Below are 20,258 nucleotides of genomic sequence, written 5' to 3' on the forward strand. Positions count from 1 at the left end.
ATGAAATGGGATGTTCTCATACCGATAGTTCTTTCTTTAATTGTTACATTTTTAATTGGAGGTATACTCCATAAATATATAAAAGTTAAAACCACTAGTTTCCAGGAGGACTACTTTATAGGTGGACGCTCTCTAGGCCCATTTGTGTTAACCTTTACTCTTTTAGCTTCAGCAGCTAGTGCGGGTACTTTTATTGGCTCTCCGGGAGTGGCCTATAATTCCGGATTTAGCTGGGTGCTTATTTTACTTACACAAGTAGGAATGGGTGTTTATATTCTAGGAATTCTCGGGAAGAAGTTTGCTATTGTGGCGAGAAAAATTAATGCGGTCACTTTAACGGACTTTTTTAGGGAAAGGTATCAAAGTAAAGCCGTTGTATTAGGCAGTTCAATAGGAGTTATTCTTTTCATCAGTGCTTATATGGTCGCGCAGTTTGTAGGTGGCGCAAGGATTCTTGAGTCTATTACAGGATTACCTTATAAAACAGGATTAATAATATTTGGATTGGCAGTTGTTCTTTATACAGTCTACGGCGGTTTTAGAGCAGTGGCAATAACCGATGCGATCCAGGGTATCATCATGATCTTTGGAGGAGTCCTCCTTTGGATATTCTTTTTGGTTAAAACGGAAGGATTTAGCGGTTTAATTGGCAAGCTGGCTACGGAACATCCTGAGATGGTTGAATTGCCAGGACCTTCTGGAGCAACCCCATTAATGCTTTTTTCTTATTTCATGCTTTTCGGAATTGCTGCCATTGGATTACCGCATGCTTCCGTTAGAGGAATGACCTTTAAAAATACGGAATCCATGCATAAATCGATTATCTACAGCGGATTAGTTATGGCATTATTTAGTATCGGATTCGCTACTCTCGGTCCATTCGTAAAGGTATTATATCCAGATATTTCAGTACCGGACATGGCATTACCAACATTAATACTGGATATTATGCCAGGATGGGTAGCTGGAATCGTTTTATCAGCACCACTTGCAGCTATTATGTCAACAGTCAACTCTATGCTGCTCGTTACCAGTGCTTCAGTTGTTAAAGATATTTATTTAAACTATATCAATCCAAATGCTAGTGAAAAGAAGATTTCAAAGCTTTCCTATTTTACTACGCTCATTATCGGAGTTGGTGTCGTTTTATTTGCCCTAACCCCACCCGACTATCTGCAATACCTTGTGGTGTATGCAATCGGTGGTCTTGAGGCTACTTTTTTTGCTCCTATTGTTTTTGGTCTATATTGGAAGAGGGCCACTACATGGGGGGCAATCGTTTCAATGTACGCAGGATTAATTAGCTATGTTGTTCTTGGCGAGTTGTATCCCAATCCATTCGGAATGCAAACTATTGTGACAGCTACAGGACTTTCCATTCTAATCATGATAATAGTAAGCTATTTGACGCCTCAACCGTCTCAACAAATTATTAATAAATTCTGGGGTATGCAAAAAAACAGCTCAACTATTAAGAAAGCTATTGGATGAATATAGAGAGGTAATAAACCAACATGAAACAGCTTAAAGAAAGAATCAGAATTAACTTCGAACAATTAACAAAAAGGCAACAAATCGTTGCTAAATATATAAGTGACAATACCGAAAAAGTTGCTTTTTATACAGCTAAGGAACTAGGAGATATAACTAACACGAGTGAATCGACGGTAATACGTTTTTGCTACAACCTTGGATTTTCCGGTTACAGCGATCTGCAAAAACTGATCCAAGACACCGTTTTAAGCGAAAAACAAAAGGCACCACTAGAAAACTATCTGAATTCCACTGGTTCAATCATACAAAGCAATCATCTTGTAGAACACACACTGACTGAAGACATAGCTTATATCAGCAAACTATCTTCTTCTATAAATGAAGAATACTTACAGTCTATTATTAAAAAAATAATAGATTCAGAGAACCGTTTTGTAGTGGGATTCAGAAGTTCACATGCACCAGCTAGCTGGCTCACATTCAGTTTGAATGTCGTGATTGGCAAAACCCAAATGTATCGAGGTGATACAGATGATGCGATCTATTTAATATCACAGATTACAGATAAAAGTTTAGTAATCGCATTCTCCCTCCCTCGCTATACACAAGAGACCGTAACCTTTGTTAAAGCAGCCAAGAAAAAAGGAGCAACTATACTCGCTATAACAGATGACGAACTTTCACCGGTTGGTATTCATGCAGATTATATATTGAAAGTGGAGACCCCTTCCCCATCTGCTTTGAAAGGGATGCCTATTATTTTTTCACTTCTCAATGTATTAGTTAACGGAGTAGCCGTTACTGGATGGGATGAAGTACAAAAGAGATTGGAAGAATACGAGAATATAAGCCAAGACTTCTCCCCTTTTGTAAAACCGGATTAAGATTAGCTCAATGAAAGGAATACACTCATGGAAATTGAAAACATCGATCTGCATCGGTTAAAAATGCCTTTAAAAACACCTTTTGAAACAAGTTTTGGAAGATTGACCTACAAAGATTTTTTGGTGGTATGTGTGAATGGTGAAGGTCAAACAGGATATGGGGAGAGTGTATCATTGCCTTTCCCTATCTATAATGAAGAAACAACTGACACTGTAAAATATATGCTTAAAGAATTCTTCATCCCTAAGCTCCTGAAACTTGATGGGATCGATCATCCCGAACAATTGCAGTCTATTTTTAAACCCATTCGTCGTAATCAAATGGCAAAAGCTGCGATTGAAGGTGCTGTATGGGACTTGTATTGCAAGAAAAAAGGAATATCTCTTTCTGAAGCCTTAGGGGGAACCAAGAAAGAAATTGATGTAGGTGTAAGTATTGGGATTGAGCCCGGAATACCTGAAGTTTTAGAGAAGGTAGAAACATTTATTAATCAGGGCTATAAAAAGATCAAGCTGAAGATTAAACCTGGTTTCGACTTAGAACCGATAGCAGCTATAAGGGACCGGTTCGGGTCTGATATCCCGCTCATGGCTGATGCAAACTCTGCTTATACCCTTGAAGATATCCATTTGTTAAGACAACTTGATCCTTTTCATTTAATGATGATTGAGCAGCCACTTGCTCATGATGACATTATTGATCACGTGAAATTGCAAAGTGAACTCTCAACACCTATCTGCTTGGATGAAAGTATCCATTCCTATGAAGATGCAAGAAAAGCAATTGAAATTGGAGCTTGTAAAATAATCAACATTAAAATTGGACGCGTTGGTGGTTTGGCAGAGGCAGTAAAAATACACGATTTATGTAAGAGTAATGGAATCCCCGTATGGTGTGGCGGCATGCTTGAGGCAGGTATCGGACGTGCCCATAACATTGCACTTTCATCATTGGATAATTTTCTTATTCCTGGTGACACTTCTGCCTCAAACCGGTATTGGGAAACAGATATTGTTACACCAGAGGTTGATTTCCTTCGTCCTGGAACATTAGCTGTTCCTGATGGTTATGGAATAGGATATGAGATCAACGAAAAAGTAATGGAGAAATATAGGCTGGAAACCGAATCATTCTCAAAAGAAAAGTCTATCTATTAAATAACAGGAGGTTTATCTATGTTAGATTATATTATTAAAAATGGACATGTTTATGACGGAACGGAAAATCCTTGGACAAAATCTGATATTGGAATTAAAGACGGTATCATTAGCAGAATTGGTGATTTATCCAGTGAGAATGCAAAACAAGTGATTCAGGCAGAAAAACTTGCTGTAACTCCCGGTTTTATTGACACGCACGTTCATTCAGACCTTCTTTGTACGAAACCTGAAATTCATAAAATCAAAGTTTTACAAGGAGTTACTACAGAGTTATTTGGACAGGATGGTATTTCAGTAGCTCCAGTATCTGAAACAACCAAACCTCTTTGGCAGAAGCAACTTAAAGGGTTAAACGGTGATATAGGAGATTGGCCTTGGAATACAATTGAAGAATACCTAAATTTTTTAGATCACTCAGATATAGCCGGGAATGCCACTTACCTCGTTCCTCACGGGGCTGTACGTACATTAGTTATGGGCTTTGACGGAAGAAAAGCCACCACAGAAGAAATGATTCAAATGAGGGAGTTGGTTGAAGAAGGGATGAAACAAGGCGCTGTCGGTCTTTCATCCGGACTTGTCTACCCTCCAAACGTTTACTCATGCAAAGAAGAACTGATTGAAATCTGCAAAGGCGCCTCAAAATATGATGGTTGTTTTGTTGTCCACATTCGTAATGAAAGTAATAAGTCTTTGGAAGCACTAGAGGAAGTCATTGATGTGGCAAGACAGTCGGGTGTGAGACTTCATGTTTCCCATTTTAAAGTTGCAGGAAAAGTGAATCGTAAAAAATATGAACAGGCTCTTATCAGAATGGATGAAGCAAGGAATGAAGGGATAGAAGTAACGTTTGACCAATACCCTTATACAGCCGGGTCAACCGTTTTTCATGCTATCTTACCTCCATGGATGCATTCGGGCGGAACTTCAAACTTGCTTGAAAAATTAAAGGATTCCGAAGTACAGGCTAGGATAAAAGATGATTTTAAAAATAACTCAGACTTTGAAAATTGGGTGTTGAATTGCGGATGGGAGAATATAGTCCTTACTTCTGTTACAACAGAAAACAATCGCTGGGTGGAAGGGAAGAACATGATTAAAATAGCTGAATCATTAAATCTTGAACCTGCTGATGCTGCATTCAAACTCCTCCTTGAAGAAAATGGCGGAATTACTATGCTTATTCATTGGGGTGATGAAGAAGTTATTACGGGTGGTATGAAGCATCCTTTGCAAATTGTAGGTTCGGACGGAATCTTCGGAGGTAAACCTCACCCACGATTGTATGGGACGTATCCAAGAGTGTTGGGACACTTTGTCAGAGAGAAACAAGCCCTTACACTTGAACAAGCCATACGGAAAATGACCGGTGCACCTTCCCAATTGCTGCGTTTGAAAAATAGAGGTCTCCTGCGAGAAGGTTATGCAGCAGATATTGTTATTTTTGATCCGCAAACTATACAGGATAATGCTACTTATGAAGACCCGTTACAGGAACCAACTGGAATTCACTATGTTTTTGTTAATGGTCAATTAGCAGCTGAGAACGGAAATTATTTAGGGGTAACCGCTGGGAGAGTGTTACGACGGGAGTCTGAATATGCTAAAAACATATCAGTTTAAAGAAATAAAAGAACTGCATCATTTACAGGAAGCAGTTAAACTTCAAATGGAAACATGGGGAAAAGAAGTGATATCTTCTCTTCCCCACTTAGTAGCTGCCATTCATAACGGAGGTTGTGTAATTGGTGTTCTGGAAGATGAACGTTTAATCGGTTTTTGTTATGGTTTTCCCGGTATTAGTGAAACACATCCAAAACCTTATTTAGTTTCACACATGATGGCTATACATCCTGACTATCAGAATCAAAAACTAGGTGAAAAATTAAAGTTTAAACAAAGGGAATGGGCCATAGATAAGGGCTACGAAAGAATGAATTGGACCTTTGACCCGTTAGAAATTAAGAATGGTTATCTTAACCTTACAAAGCTAGGTGGTCATGTAAAAACGTATATCAAATCCTATTATGGCGAGATGAATGACAAGCTTAACAAGGGTACGCCTTCTGATCGATTCCTGTTGGAATGGGAACTGCAATCTCCTGTTGTTATTGAGGCTTCTAAAGGACAAAAAAACACTTCACCTCGGTGGAATAACTATCCCTTATTTTTAAATTTCTCACTAAATGGAGAAATACCACATGCAGAGAGTATTAAAAAACTTTCTGATGAAAGTGGAGTTTTAGTTCCCGTACCTAAACAGATTCAAAGACTGAAAAAAATATCCCCTGAAACAGCCTTCAACTGGCGAATGGAGATTAGAAATGCAGTTACAAAACTTCTCTCTAACGATTACATCTTAAGGGGTGTTTTATTAGACACGGAAATTGGCTATTATGTCTTTGAAAAATCAGGGGTGAATTTAAATGAAAGCTATAAAACGCTGGACAAATCATAAAAGCCAACTCATTTTTGATATATTTAACTATTTAAATACAAATCCAGAGGTTAGTTGGAAAGAAGAAAAAACAAAGGAATTTATCCTAAAGGAAGCTCAAAAATTAGATTTTGAAGTTGAAACATTTGAAAATCATTGTGGTGTTGTCTTAAATTGGTACGGTGAAGAAAATGGAAGAACAATAGCACTTCGAGCTGACATGGATGCTTTATGGCAGAATGTTGATGGAAAGTGGAAAGCCAATCATTCATGTGGGCATGATGCCCATATGACAATGACTTTAGCCGCAGCTCATTGTTTAAAACAATTGGGCTTTAAACCGTTGTCAGGAAATGTGAAATTTATTTTTCAGCCCGCAGAAGAGACTGGAAAAGGCGCATTGGCTCTAATTCAAAATAAAGCCATAGATAATGTCGATTATTTGCTCGGTATCCATGTTCGCCCCAAAATAGAAATGAATATGTCACAAGCATCACCCGCCATTTATCATGGTGCAGCTGCTCTTTTAAAAGGAACGATAAAAGGGGTTCAGGCACATGGTTCAAGACCCAATTATGGAATTAACGTTATTGATTCATTAGGTTCCATAATCTCTGCTGTTAACGCTGTAAAAGTAGATCCTACAATACCTAGCTCAGTTAAGGTTACTCAGGTCCATGCAGGTGGAAGTAATATCAATATTATTCCGGATGAAGCTACATTTTGTATAGATGTACGGTCACAAACAAACAAATCCATGGAAGAACTCCTTAGGAAAGTAAATTCTGCGGTTTTATATGCTGGTAAAGCCAATGGTGCAGAAGTGAATTTAGAAATTAGTGCTCAAATGGCTGCAGCAAATCGGAGCACTGAAATGGAGGCTATTATTAGTTCTGTTATTACTGATATCCTTGGAACTGAAGCACTTGTCCCTCCTCCTGTCACACCTGGCGGAGAAGATTTTCATTTTTATACGACCGAGTATCCTAATTTAAAAGCAACAATGATTGGGTTAGGAACTGATCTAAAGCCAGGACTCCACCATCCAACTATGACTTTCAATCACGACTCTATAATAAATGGCACCGCGTTACTCGCCGCTTCCATTATTAAGCTGTTTGAACATACAGGGAACAAAGCGGTGTATGATCATCTTAGTATCTCATAGAGTCTTGATTGAACTTTAAAGAGGATGACCAAAACTTGCTCGTCATCCTCTTTTTTTATGGAATCATGTAAAGTTTTGAAACAAAACTGTTCTTATTTTGAATGTCGAAGGTTATTTGGATGCTTTTGAGCAGCTGTTTTAATGCCTGGAAGACCAAACACGAAATAAATTCACTTATTTACAGATAATTTCACGAGATTTACTAATAATTTCACGAGAATTTATCATAATTTCACGAATTTTTGCCGGAATTTCACAGAAATTAAAATATACTCGCGAGCCGACACCGCTCGACACACTCCACAACCAGAAAGACGTAAAGCAAAGTTCTTATAGGTCAGCCCCCTTTTAAAATTTGTAGCTGATTAATTTATTGTAAACCCTTTTTGGTAATATTCCTTCATCACTTCACTCGGAACCATATTCCCCCCAGTTCCCCATACAATATGTGATCCACTTTCCATTTTTTCCTGCAATTTATGTTTCGTTACGTATTCTTGACCATCCCGGTGAGAATGGAGCTGAATAGGCCCATAAAAACCTGCAAGTGCAGATGGCTCAAAGTAAATATTTTCCTGATCTGCAAGTGTTCGGAGGAAAGAATATAGTCTCTCGTCTTGAATGGTATAGCAGCCGCTCAGCTGATGACCAATCATGTTGCCAACAAAACTCGAAGGTCTGCCAACTGCTAATCCATCAGCATCAGTAATATTGTCAATACCAAGCTCCTGTACTGAAATTTTATCTTGTAACCCTGTCATTTGACCGATTAAAAAACATGGCGAATGTGTCGGTTCTGCAAAAAAACAATGAACATGTTCACCAAATTCCATTTTTAAACCAAACGTGATTCCTCCGGGTCCTCCACCAACCCCACAAGGAAGATAAACAAATAACGGATGTTCTTCGTTAACCGAAATATTCATTTCATCAAGTTGCTTTTTTAATCTTGAACCCGCTACAGCATATCCTAAAAAGAGATCCTTAGAGTTTTCATCATCAATAAAATAACAAGCAGGATCCGAAGCTGCCTGTTTTCGTCCCTCTTCAACTGCTTTGCTGTAGTCTGACTCATACTCTATCACGTTAACTCCCTTGCTCCTCAATAGGTCTTTTTTCCACTGTTTCGCATCCGCAGACATATGTACAGTCGCTTTAAAACCTAAACGAGCACTTATAATACCAATACTTAATCCTAAGTTACCTGTTGAACCAACTGCAATTGAGAATTGAGAGAAAAATTGTTTGAATCTTGGATAATCTAAGACTGCATATGAATCTGAAAAAGTAAGCATATCGTGTTCAATGGCAAGTTTTTCTGCATGTTTTAGTACTTCATAGATTCCGCCTCTTGCCTTTATGGACCCTGATATAGGTAAGTGACTATCACATTTTAATAGGAGCTTGCCTTTTATATCAATCTCATAATCTTTTTCCAGAACTCTTTTCATTTTTGGGATTTCAATAAGAGGAGACTCGATGATCCCTTTAGCTGGAGTCGTTTCAGGAAAGGCTTTTTCAATGAATGGAGCAAACCTTTTTAAACGTTCTGAAGCATCGACAATGTCCACTTTACTTAAAGAGGAATTCGGGTTATTGGAAGCATCATTTTTATTGATCCAGAAAACTTCTTTTGTTTTTATTATTTCATCTAGATGTGGATAAGCTTCTATCCATTCTTCAATTCTTTTTCCCTCGATTACCTTGTTCATTATAATTGATTACCTCCTTCTTAAGATTAAGGTAAAGATATTATGAAACTTCTAATACTTACTTTAATTTTATCAGTTATAAGAAAAGTAAAAAAGCAAGGGGACAGACCCGGGTCTGTCCCCTTACATTTTTTATTATGAAACCACTACGCAAAAATCCCTTGAGACTCTTGATCTTTGAAGGTCATGCATATTTTTTACGAGTATAAGGTTAACCCAAAGGTCACTCTACATTCCTTTTGGATCAGCCCCACTTTCTATATTTACTGCTTTCGTCACTTTTACAATCCAAAACAGCGACAAACTCACCCCAAAACAGAGAAGTATATCTATACGTACATAATAGAGACCGATTAAAAGCAACAATCCGATACAAGTTAAAGCCGTTCTTCCCCACTGCTGCATCCCCAATCTAAGTCCTTTCTGCACAGCAAATTTCAACGTTGCATCAGGCTCACTATAGATCGGCAGCACATACAGCAGCAAGATCAAAACGGCCAGGATGACACTCATCAAAAACCCGATCCCCACACTTGCTACAAGCGGGCTTTGCTTTGCAAAGAAAAAGAAGTCCATGTATGCAACCAGCGCGAACACGACCAGAATCGCGTTCAATTTTTGCGCCTTTTTTAAGTGCTTCCAATATAAACTCCCGTATTGCTTTACGGAACGCACAGGAGTTTTTTGGTGCAGCCAGCTTTTCAAAATATAGATTACGGTTAATGTCGCAGGCAGCCAACCAAATATACCAAGCCCAATAACCGTTAAAGCTATCCATAATAGATTCAGCGCTAATAGTCTTATAAACCAATCGGCAAATACATATACGTATGACATTATTTTTGAGAACACACTCATTACTCCTCTGCTGAAACTTTCTCCAACTGTGTTAATAATCTTTTCACATATTCGTAATCTTGTTTGACTCGATCAAACGGCGGCAATGGTGCGTGACACTCCAATGTCACCCAGCCGTTATATTGCTGTTCAATTAATGCTCGGAAAACTGGGGTATGATCTACCTCTCCGCTCTCAAGCATCGACTGAACAAAATATTCTGTTCCTCTATTTGTTTTGCTTAAAAAACTGCCTGGCTCTCCTAGGCGTCCGGTCCGTCTCTCACCTTTTACGTGAACATAATAAAGCTTAGAACCTAATCGTTTAATCGACTCTGCTCCATAATCAGCACGCGAGATAAACATATTTCCGGCATCATGAACGAAACCGACATTATCCATGTAAAGATAGCTTAAGAGTTTCAAGGCGTCTTTAGAGCTTTCTACTAACGTGCCATTACCTAACTCAATTACAATTTTCTTATTTACTAGTTTTGCTTTATACGCACATTGATTTACCCATTGTGCGGCTTGTTTATAATCATCTTCATCCGCTAGAAAAGCGTTAGGGCCACCCACTTGCACCCTGATATAATCTGCATTTAAGTGTACAGAAGCTTCTAGTATGCTATCAAATTCTCTCTCCTCTTCTTCATCTCCTCTATTTCCGCCCATATATCCTGACAAATTGGGAATCTCGAGTTCTAATTCTTTGGCAAGACTACCTATTCTGCGAAAGTCTTGCTCTGTCCATTCCATATGAAAATGAGGGGGACGGCAGTTGATCTCTAAGCCGTCCAGCCCTAATTGTTTTACCATCTTCAACGTTTCTTCGAGTGAATAGTCCCAGAATATTTTACTAGACGCTGCAAACTTCATACGTTCAACCTCTTTCTCATCAAAAAGTATGTTGCGACTTTCTTAATCGCCTCACACGTTTCCTCTAAATCAGTATCCGTATAAAACTCGTTAATATTTAAACGCACGGCTGTCTTCAATACCATCTCAGCATTCAGACAGTCCCCTTCTTCATACGTTTCCTTAGTAAATTGAAAAGGCGTGTGCGAACCCGGATAAGCTTCTTTCTTTTGAAACATGGAAAGCTTGTAGATAACTTGCGGGATATATCCAGCACCATTAGGTATCCCTTCAGCCTCTAAGGCTTTTGAAAAGTCATCCCGGGAACAGCCCAGCACCTCTTCATCTACCCTGAACATGTAAAACCAGAACGTACTGTAGCTTTCGTTTGAAATAGTTGCAGGGATAATTCCTTCAATTCCACTCAACTTCTCCTGCAGCTTCATCCCATACTGATTCCTTTGTTCACAGATCCAATGAAGCTTCTTAAGCTGAGCGATCCCAACGGCTCCCTGAAGCTCCGTCATCCGGTAGTTAGGAGCTAAAAAAGAAATGTCTTTATCCACATCTGTTCCGAGACGCTGATAGTTTTTATCGGCAAAAGCATGTGCCTTCCTATAATCATCCTCATTACCTGAGTTTACGGTAACAATCCCGCCATCGCCGGTCGAAATATGTTTAAAATCATTCGTGCTGAAACATCCGTAGTCACCAATTGTCCCTGTCAGCTTTCCTTTATAGGTGGCCAGATAGCTTTGAGCACAGTCTTCAATCACTATTAAGTTATACTTTTTCGCCAGCTCCATTATTCCGTCCATTTCACACGGATTGCCTGCCAAATGAACAACAATAATGGCTTTTGTTCGCGGTGTGATCTTCTTTTCAATCTCTTTCGCGGTCATGTTATAGCTGGTCGGACAAACATCCGCAAACACAGGAACCGCATTTTGATACAGAATCCCGATAATCGTCCCTTGGTCCGTAATCGGGCTCGTAATGACTTCGTCGCCTTCTGTTACTCCGGCTGCACCGAGCGCAACATGAATAGCTGCGGTTCCAGATGATGTTGCCACACTATATGGCACTCCATACATCTCATTAAAGGTATTTAAAAATGTCTTCACTTTATTGCCAAAGTGATAAAAAAGAGTATTTTGTTCAAGAGCCTCCATCACTTGAAGAGCTTCGTCCAAGCCAAAACGCTTTCCGCTTCCAAAAGGAGTTGTTTTAGTTTTTTTACCGCCATAAATAGCTAGTTCCGAATTCATGTTCACCCCTCCATTAACGCTTCGTTTCGAGGTATAGCATGGGTCGTTTTTAAACAATTCAAACCAAATTGAGTAACGGTATCAGCAGATTTTTCTGTGGTTGGGATAATAAAGACCATTTCATGTGACGTTTCTGGTCCATCTATAATGGGAGTAAGCGTGTCTGAAAGCCCCGTAATCTTTACCGATCGCTTTTCCCGCTCCCAGCTGTTTATCTCACATCCGGTCCAGAAAACAAATCCTTCTTTTTTAGCCGTATCCACTAGTTCAACAAAAGCTTCCCTGACAGCAGGCTGTGTGTATAGATGAATCTGGTGAAAGAGAAAATGAGCCACTCCCTTCACTTGCTTTACCGCATTCAAAAACGGTTTAATTACGGAAGTATCTGCTAGCGCATGATGATTTATATCCTGCGTTAAAAATCCAACCTCCAGTACATCATAGTTCCTGTTTTGTTCATCTGCCCACGCCACCGGAAAAAACGGATGACACGTTCCGAAGAGCATGCCGATGTTCCCTTTCTTACTCGGTCCTCTGCTTTCATCACTTTGAATCCCGTTCTCTTCACACCATTTAAAAAACTCTCCCCAGCCTTCAAATCGCGTGTAGTGATTTTTATTTGAAATGACCTTTGTTTTTCCCGTCGCTTTTTTGAGCCACTTTAGCTGCCGTTTAAATTCTTCTGCACCCCATATTCCGTTATCCATCTGAAGCGCATTGTAATGAAGTGCAATTTCCTGACCGGCATCCATCATTTCCGAATAAAGTTCAGGTGAATATCCCGGCTCTATCATGCACCAAGTTGCCCTCACGTCCGTTTGTTTAACTAAATCAAGCGTTGTATAAGCAGATTGATCGTTATTCGTGTCGCTATCAAATGAAATCATTGCCATTTGGTCGACATCTTTCGGCCAATAGGCTTTAAACGGCAACGTTGATCCTTCTTGAAGCAGTTCTTTTACGAGTTGAGAGAAAAACGCTTCCTTCCACAGATCAGCATAAGGATGAGGGAAGTAAGGAACCCCTGTTTTTGTCTGAACGCGATCCCTTTCCCAATCCAACGAAAACTCATCGTCTGCTTTTAAAATCCCTTCATCTAAATTAGCTGTTCCATCTGGTGCGGGAACTCCATCTTTTGTAACGGGGTTCAAACCTTGCTGCAAGGTAACAACCGTAGTTGGAATATCTACAGCCCACCTGCAAAATTTCCCCGTGCCATACGTAAAAGTTTGATAAAGCGAAGAACCGTTTTCTTCAATCTGCCCAATGGACTTTAGAGCACCTTCACCGTGCCAAGGAACACTGTTGAAAAAGCGAAGGGGAACTTGATCTGTCCCCTTAGCTTCAACACGCGCATATCCTTGTTTTAAAAACTCTGCTCCCCTCATCCCAAACTCACCAGCTAGTGTGTTCAGACCAGCAAAAGAAATAAGTGTACCGCCTTGCTTCATAAACGTTTTTAAATCGTTTATCTTTGACTCGGACTCTTCACAAACGGCAGCAATGATACAATCGTATTTCAGCATTTCGTTCTCATCTACTGTATTAATCCACTCGTAGGGTGCACCTATATGATCTAAAATCTCACCCACATAAATCCCAAAAATATTCTCTCCACGATCCCAAAGCATATGTGCCGCTTCAGAATCTAGCAATATACCGACTCTTGCCATCCTCATATGAAAAACCCCTTTACTCTGTGACTGTAATCTTGCAAACTGCGCTATACTCCCCGTCTTCTGTTGTAATCGTAATGTTTGCTGTTCCCGGATTTAACGCTTTTACATTTCCAACTCCGTCAACCGATGCAACGTTACTATTATCAGAGGACCATGAAACTTTTTTATTCGTTGCGATTTCCGGATAAACAACAGCATTAAGCTTTACCGATTCACCCGCTTTTAATGAAACTTCATCTGTGGCAAGCTCCACATGGGTAACCGAAACCGTCGGATCGTTCACCGTATAACGAATCAGGTGGCTCTTTTCCTTCATATAAAAGTTGCCTAATTTATCTTGCGCAAGTCCGCCGATTGCTCCTGAATGAAGTTCTGTGATCTCTTTTGTTTCTGAATCGATCCAGAAGAAATGACCATCAATAGTTGTGTACATTTTTTGATCTTTTTCCGACCAAACCATTTGGGCATCACCCCATCTTGCACCGTTTATATCAAATTTTTCATCCGAGTAGACAACCTCTTTTGTATCTGTGTCAAAGATAAACAGATTCCCATCTGCCCAGCCCCAAATGTTGCCGTCTGGTCCTTTTTTTAGGGCAGTAATGGACTGTGCACCTGGAACAGGAACGAGCTCTAGCGTTTTTTGTTTAGAAGCAACATCATATAAAAATAACTTTGCTTCTGTCTCTGAAGGATCTTGACCAAGACCTCCGCGAATCGTTGTACCGCCATAAACAACACCATTACTGTAAGCTAACGAAACAACTGATTGGTCTTGAACAATGTTTCTGTGCGTTTCTACTGTTTTTGTTTCTGTATCATAAACCGTTAGAGCACCGCCAAGCTTTCCATAGTCAGGAATGGTTCCAATAAATAATTTGTTCTCCTCTTCTACTCCTAACATGGCATATGGACGGTCCTGTTCGGTTGCCTTTAAATCAAACAGCAAGACAGGGTTTACGTTTCTTTTCCACGGTTTTGTTGTGTCATGTTCATAAATCTTTGCGCCAGGATAAACGCCGTAATAGATTTTATTGCCAATTGATGTTATTCCTTCTGACTGCCCAACACCTGAGAACTGCTCTTTCGTATTGGATTCAGGGTTGTAGATAGATACGCCTCCTGATAAGAAACCTGAACTATATATGTTTCCATCTGGCCCTGCAAAAATAGACTTGATTTCTGTCGGCTGGCGCAGCAATGGCAGTTTTGACACTTGCAGCTTTTTTGTCTCCAGATTGTACTTGATATACGTCCCGTTGTAGTTCCCAGCCAGTGCTGATAACGAATAGCCTGGGAATTCAGGATCGCCATAGTTAAGCATTCCGAATCCAACGATATTCTCTCCTAAACTAATTCCAGTATCGCCCGTTTCTTTTGTTTGAATGTTATAAGTAAGCAACTTTCCGCCAAATGTGTAGTAGATCGTCTCATTGTCGGGTGCAAGTGGTGAAATTCCTCTCGAGTGGGCACTGAACGAACTGTCCACTTGCTCTGTTTCAAGGTCAATTACCAGCATCGGGTACGTACTGTTTTCCACTCTCGCAAAAAGTTTTCCACCTGCAATATTCATGTCATAAACAGATTTGGCAGTGGCATATTCTGCGGGCAGAATATCTGTTTTTTCTTGAGTATTCAAGTTAAACTTAATCAAATGTGCGTGCGATCCAATTCCGGCATACACCGTATTCGTTTCAGCGTTGTACTCGATGCTTCTAACGTACTCTTCACCTTCTATCATCGAACCGTAGTTGGTTATCCCTTTTGCAGGGTCATACTCAAATACTTTTGCACGAGGGTACGTACCCCCATAGATTTTTCCGTCCTTGCCTGGCTTGAGATCCCAGATTACAGTTTCGTTCGGGATGGCTTGCCCCAGGTCAACAACCGTTTTTGCTGCTGGATCATACTCGTATAAATGTCCCTGAGAATAAGACCCGACATACACTTTTCCGTTATCAGCTACTGTAATAGCCCATGCCCCAGCTGCACCTGGCAAGTCATACACTTCCAATGACTCTTTCGTCTCTGCATCCAACACCTGCAGTTTTGCGGGTTCTCCAACGACAACCGTATAAATTCGATGTTCACCGTTCTCTGTAGTTACAATTGAGCCTTCCATGACTGTCAGGTTTGAGATTTGTACAGCTAAATCCTCAATCTTTGTTTCAACATTTACTTTGTTTACAGCTTCTGTAATGACATTGCCATCCTTGCTAATGAGCTGAAAACGAACGGAGTATTGACCTTCCTTTGAAAACTTCAGCGTACCGTTATGTTTATATTCAAAGTCGCTTGGAAGATCTAACGAATCTACTGTTCCTTTATTTAAAACCGATTCTGGCTTCCCTTCTTCAAGTTCATAGCGGAACAAAACATCTCCTGGTCCCGAAACTTTTTCAAAAACGAGTTTGGTACCTTCATAGCCTTTTTTTCTATTAACGGTTTCTATTTTTAAAGTCCCTTCGAGATAGCTTCCTACTTGAACCGTTTCTGGAAAATCAAATTTCATCTCATATTCAGAGTGATTTCTTTTTGTAGTTTCAGCGTTTTCTTCTCCCCACACAGATAACGGCATGGACATTGTAAAGGTAGATAAGAATAGAACAAAAGCAAGTAAAGTAATGATAGGCCGGTTTTTCCAATACATGTTTAAATCCTCCTATATTCTTAACTGAATTTGGTGTTCTCCTTTATCAATCACAAGACGCAGTTCAGACGAATTCTTAACATCAATCAAACTTTCGTTTACCTTCACCGATTGCACTGTCCCCTTAGCCGCTAGGTAGATCTGCTGCTGCGTGCCTGAAGAAATCCAAATGGTATGAAGATCTCCATCTTTTTCAATGGCAAATGAACAAGCTTCTTTAGAGACAAGCCAAATTTCATTGTTTAATAAATAACTGCCGTTAATACACCCCCATCTGTTTTTGTTTTGATAGAAATAATGCGCATCCGTATAATCTTTACCAACATTTAAACGGCTGTTTAATAGATTAATAACAAGCGTGTTTGTTGAACGATCCTTCCAGTTTAAAATGATTAATTCATCAGTTCTCTTCACATGAGGTGGTGACTTTTCATTTTGAAATCTTACTAAGTCAGACAGTGGTTCCTTTTTTATAAAAAACTCAGCCATGCCCATATGGTAATTACTAGACTTATCGTTTTTCTCGATTACACGAAACGAAATCGTATTTTTCCCTTTTCTAAGCGGATGTTTTCCTAAATCATGAATAGCCCCATGCAATTCAAACTCGTAATACCCATCTATTGTTGCGGCAATACTGCCATTCACCTCTATCTCATAAACCCCTTGCTTATGACTCAAATAAGGGCGGTAATAAAGAAAGTAATCCCCTTCACTATCACAGGAAAAGGTAAACGAAATCTGATCTTCAATTTTCTGCGAATGAAAATAGACATAGGGATAGTTTGCTGCCCTTCTTTCCAACAGCCTGTCTGTCTTGCATTTCACGGGCAGATTGATAAACGAACAAGTTCCCTCTTCTGCCTTTCCATATAAAGGGTTAATCCAAGATATCGTTGGTCCTTCCTGGCTTTTCACTGAGAGTTCAAGATACTTTCCATAGGACTCTGCACCTTCAAACTCCTTCAGTTCACTTGAGACTAACTTAGGATGTAAAAACTTGAGATCCAATCCATGATTCTCGCCATAAAGCCTATATGACACTTGGCTTTGTTCAATCCATTGACCTAACGAATGAAACAAATACGTAAGATTTTCGTTTTGATCGCTGACCACATCATCAATTACAAGATAGTTTGTCTTGTTGATGTGAAATATTTTTCGATTCCAAATCAAGGGGATTTCATATACATGCTCAGAAGAACCTTCTACATACTCAAAAAAAGAAGATAGCAAAGACTGTTTTATCGAGCTTTTTCCTAACGTGGTTTGCCCTTTTCCATTTACGAGCATGCAGTTATGACCGATAGTTTCAAGGGTAAAGTCACGTCTCGGTCCGGGGACATAATCTTGATAACCCGGATTTGTCAGTAGCCACTCCCCTGAAACGTTCACGGTAATATTATTTTGGTCAAGATGATTGTGATCTCGTTCAGAAGGACTCGATGTGAACCCAAGCATGTGGGTATGATCCTTCCAGCCAGATCGAAGAGCAGCCCACCCTATCGATGGGAATATTTTAGAGGTTGGAAAATCTTCTATATCATCTGGTGAAGCAGCATATTCATCTGCATTCTTCAAATAAAAAAGAACATCTTCAGACCAATAAGCATGCTTCCTTAAATAGTCATACAAAATTGGACTTTTACACGTATTGGATAAAAGCACAAGCAGACTGGTTACATCTAAATTGGTGTAGGAATCAGAAAAGTTAGCAAAAGTTGCTTGATTACCACATCCTTGAAAATAAAAAATTTGATTTAAAATATCGTTTGTTAAATAAGGATGGTGGATCAATGAATTGCCAGTAATCCGATAATTTGCATACAACGCCTTCACGATGTTATGAAGTGCGACCGTATCATAATGCAGTCCCTCTGATTCACGACGGTTGAGTTTCGCGTCTAAGTAGTTCGAAAAGTAACGCTCAGCTTCGTTCACATACACATCCATGTCTTCTTTTCGTCCCTTAAGACATAGAGCCCCAATCATCATAGCTGACATGCCGGCAACAAAGATGTTGTGCTGATCAGAGGCACCAAATAATTTAAGCAGTGGTTTCAATCCCTTTTCTTGGATCGAATCCTCTACAATGTTTTTTTCATCTGAAGATAGTTCGTGATAAAGAAGATCGTACGAAAAAGAGACACACATCGTAATAATCGGAAGGCTCAGACTCCACAACGCACTTTTAGCAGGGAATTCAAACCATCTTTCAAACCGGCAGAGCGATAAAAGAATATCTTTAGCCTTTTCCAAGTATTCTTTTTGATTAGTAAGGCAGTATGCTTTTGTGAGTGTTTCTAGCCTTGTTTTAACATGAAGCGAAACTTGGGTCCAAAACGGATATTCTGTATATCCAGGGGGATCATCAAGGCTAAGAATATCGCTGATCTGAATCGGATAGTTCATCGTGATGATAGTAGGAGCGTTTGGATATGTAATCGTAAATCGATATTCGTTGCAGTATTGATTCGCTTCTTGGAAGAAGTTCTCCCCGATCGCTTGAAAATTTATATTCATTCGATTCGGATCACTGCTCGTTAAACGATTCCTTATCGTGCAGAGTTCCTCATTCGTAAAAAACAACCTTGGACTTGAGAGCTGTTTGATCATGTAACACACCTCCTTGTAGACGTGTATTTTACTTGTATGCGAAAAAGTATAGAAAAAAGGCAATGAAGGGGGAACATTGCCTTATTTCACAGATGTCAGGGTCTTGCTATCCAGTAAATGCTGCAATCTGCTGCAAACCTCATCAGGTCTTTCCATGTTTGCCCACAACAGATGAAGTTCATATTGAATGTTAATGATCTCTGCTTGAGAAAGTTCGAGATCTTTAACCGGAATAGCGGAGTTCATTGATTCAATAAACGCATGATAATGATCAGGATGAATCTTTTTATTAATCAATTCCTTATTCTCTGCGACCTTACGAGAAGCCGGAATGGTGCACATGTTTTTCTTCATCATGGTTTGTGCTTCATCACTTACCATAAAATCGACTAGTGATTTAGCGACTTCTTTATAAGAGCTCTCAGCATTGATCCCGAGTCCTCCACCTAAGAGAAGAGTGGCGGCATCTTTCTGTTTCGGCAGCTCCATAACATCCCAGTCGAATCCGCAATCTTTGAATTCATTCATAAAATAATAGGTTGTTAAAATCATCGCCGCACGTTTCTTCATAAAAAGATTCTCTGCAAGCTGATTGCTTCCGTGTGTAAAGACAGGTGAAACTTTGTGTTTATACATCAGATCTACACAATATTGAAGAGCTTCTATATTTTCTTTTTGCTGAATGACGGATTTACCGCTTTTTCTAAATCCCCCGCTATTCTGCAATAAAAATACTGGCCACCTGTTTGGTGCTGATGAAAAACAAAAGCCAAATGCCTCAACGATATCGTCATTTTTCACAACTGTGCTCTCTTTCGAAACATGAAGCAGGTCTTGCCATGTCTGGATGACAGGTTTCTTTGGCTGAATAAGATCTTTGTTATAACAGATCACCACGGGTGAAAAGACGAATGGAACTGCTTTTTGTTTGTTTTGATGCGTAAACATACTTGTTACTGCGTCATACGTTTCAAATTTCGAAGGTTTATATTCTTCTAAAAGGTCTGTTCCTTTCAGCTCCGCCACATCACGGAAATGATAATCAGAGAGAATAAACACATCCGGCCCATATCCGTTTTCAATCCGGGAAAGAATCGTTTTTGCATAGCTATCGTTTGGATATATCTCCAAATCTACTTTTACGAAAGGATTTCTCTCTTCGAATAACGCGATCATTTTTTTTACTACTTCTATTTCATATGAAGTTGAGAACCATGCTAATTTAATGCTTTGTTTATTTTGATTTTCCTTGAGAACGACACGGTTTCCCTTACCTGGAATCTTTTCAATTAAGCCTTCTTCAACCAACTCAGCTAATCCCTTTCGAATCGATACCCTGCTTAGTTCAAATTCTTGGGACAGCGTGTTTTCTGGGAGAATAAATTCTCCGGGCTTTATGTTCCCGCTTAGGATTTCATTTCGTAATTTTTTTGTATAGTATTGATATTTCTCTTGAAAATCATCTCTTTTTCTTAGCAATACAGCTCTCTCCAAA

At 39.5% G+C, this 20,258-nt stretch carries 14 protein-coding genes; 6 read left to right on the forward strand and 8 right to left on the reverse strand.

The features are described from left to right. Genes panF through ABE41_RS18340 form a run of 6 tightly spaced genes read left to right on the forward strand, consistent with a single transcriptional unit; the run spans position 1 to position 7,144 of the window. On the forward strand, positions 1-1,491 hold the full coding sequence (gene panF, locus ABE41_RS18315; RefSeq protein ID WP_066293508.1) for a sodium/pantothenate symporter: 1,491 nt from the start codon (positions 1-3) through the stop codon (positions 1,489-1,491). A 23-nt stretch (positions 1,492-1,514) separates the two neighbouring features. Next, positions 1,515-2,378 (forward strand): MurR/RpiR family transcriptional regulator, encoded by an 864-nt coding sequence (locus ABE41_RS18320; RefSeq protein ID WP_066293510.1) that lies wholly within the window; start codon positions 1,515-1,517, stop codon positions 2,376-2,378. Between the two features lie 27 nt (positions 2,379-2,405). Continuing rightward, the gene (gene menC, locus ABE41_RS18325) at positions 2,406-3,536 is read left to right on the forward strand and encodes an o-succinylbenzoate synthase (protein ID WP_066293512.1); all 1,131 of its coding nucleotides are present in this window, start codon (positions 2,406-2,408) and stop codon (positions 3,534-3,536) included. An 18-nt stretch (positions 3,537-3,554) separates the two neighbouring features. Next, complete coding sequence (locus ABE41_RS18330; protein WP_066293515.1) at positions 3,555-5,162, forward strand: N-acyl-D-amino-acid deacylase family protein; 1,608 nt, start codon at positions 3,555-3,557, stop codon at positions 5,160-5,162. Next, positions 5,140-5,997 carry a GNAT family N-acetyltransferase gene (locus ABE41_RS18335; protein ID WP_066293518.1) on the forward strand — a complete coding sequence of 286 codons (858 nt, stop codon included), beginning with the start codon at positions 5,140-5,142 and terminating at the stop codon, positions 5,995-5,997. Before ABE41_RS18330 ends, ABE41_RS18335 begins: the two co-directional genes overlap by 23 nt. After that, complete coding sequence (locus ABE41_RS18340) at positions 5,966-7,144, forward strand: M20 peptidase aminoacylase family protein (RefSeq protein WP_066293520.1); 1,179 nt, start codon at positions 5,966-5,968, stop codon at positions 7,142-7,144. The genes ABE41_RS18335 and ABE41_RS18340 overlap by 32 nt, the downstream gene beginning before the upstream one ends. A gap of 365 nt (positions 7,145-7,509) precedes the next feature. On the opposite strand, the gene ABE41_RS18345 is transcribed toward ABE41_RS18340, so the two are convergent. The 8 genes from ABE41_RS18345 to ABE41_RS18380 form a co-directional block, all read right to left on the reverse strand. Then, entirely contained in the window at positions 7,510-8,856 is a 1,347-nt protein-coding gene (locus tag ABE41_RS18345) for a D-serine ammonia-lyase (RefSeq protein WP_066293523.1), read from the reverse strand. A gap of 228 nt (positions 8,857-9,084) precedes the next feature. Next, on the reverse strand, positions 9,085-9,708 hold the full coding sequence (locus ABE41_RS18350; protein WP_066293526.1) for a DUF624 domain-containing protein: 624 nt from the start codon (positions 9,706-9,708) through the stop codon (positions 9,085-9,087). A gap of 5 nt (positions 9,709-9,713) precedes the next feature. Continuing rightward, positions 9,714-10,571, reverse strand: coding sequence for a sugar phosphate isomerase/epimerase family protein (locus tag ABE41_RS18355; protein ID WP_066293528.1), 858 nt, complete (start codon positions 10,569-10,571; stop codon positions 9,714-9,716). Continuing rightward, entirely contained in the window at positions 10,568-11,818 is a 1,251-nt protein-coding gene (locus ABE41_RS18360) for a DegT/DnrJ/EryC1/StrS family aminotransferase (protein WP_066293530.1), read from the reverse strand. Before ABE41_RS18360 ends, ABE41_RS18355 begins: the two co-directional genes overlap by 4 nt. 2 nt (positions 11,819-11,820) lie before the next feature. Continuing rightward, positions 11,821-13,497, reverse strand: coding sequence for a polysaccharide deacetylase family protein (locus tag ABE41_RS18365; RefSeq protein WP_066293534.1), 1,677 nt, complete (start codon positions 13,495-13,497; stop codon positions 11,821-11,823). Between the two features lie 13 nt (positions 13,498-13,510). Next, entirely contained in the window at positions 13,511-16,147 is a 2,637-nt protein-coding gene (locus tag ABE41_RS18370; RefSeq protein WP_066293536.1) for an Ig-like domain-containing protein, read from the reverse strand. Positions 16,148-16,159: 12 nt separating this feature from the next. Then, the gene (locus ABE41_RS18375) at positions 16,160-18,763 is read right to left on the reverse strand and encodes a heparinase II/III domain-containing protein (RefSeq protein WP_066293537.1); all 2,604 of its coding nucleotides are present in this window, start codon (positions 18,761-18,763) and stop codon (positions 16,160-16,162) included. 81 nt (positions 18,764-18,844) lie between these two features. Further along, positions 18,845-20,242: an extracellular solute-binding protein gene (locus tag ABE41_RS18380; protein WP_066293538.1), complete on the reverse strand. Its 1,398-nt coding sequence runs from the start codon at positions 20,240-20,242 to the stop codon at positions 18,845-18,847. Between the last annotated feature and the right edge of the window lie 16 nt (positions 20,243-20,258).

The sequence above is a fragment of the Fictibacillus arsenicus genome (genome assembly GCF_001642935.1).
GTDB classification, from domain to species: Bacteria; Bacillota; Bacilli; order Bacillales; family Fictibacillaceae; genus Fictibacillus; species Fictibacillus arsenicus_B.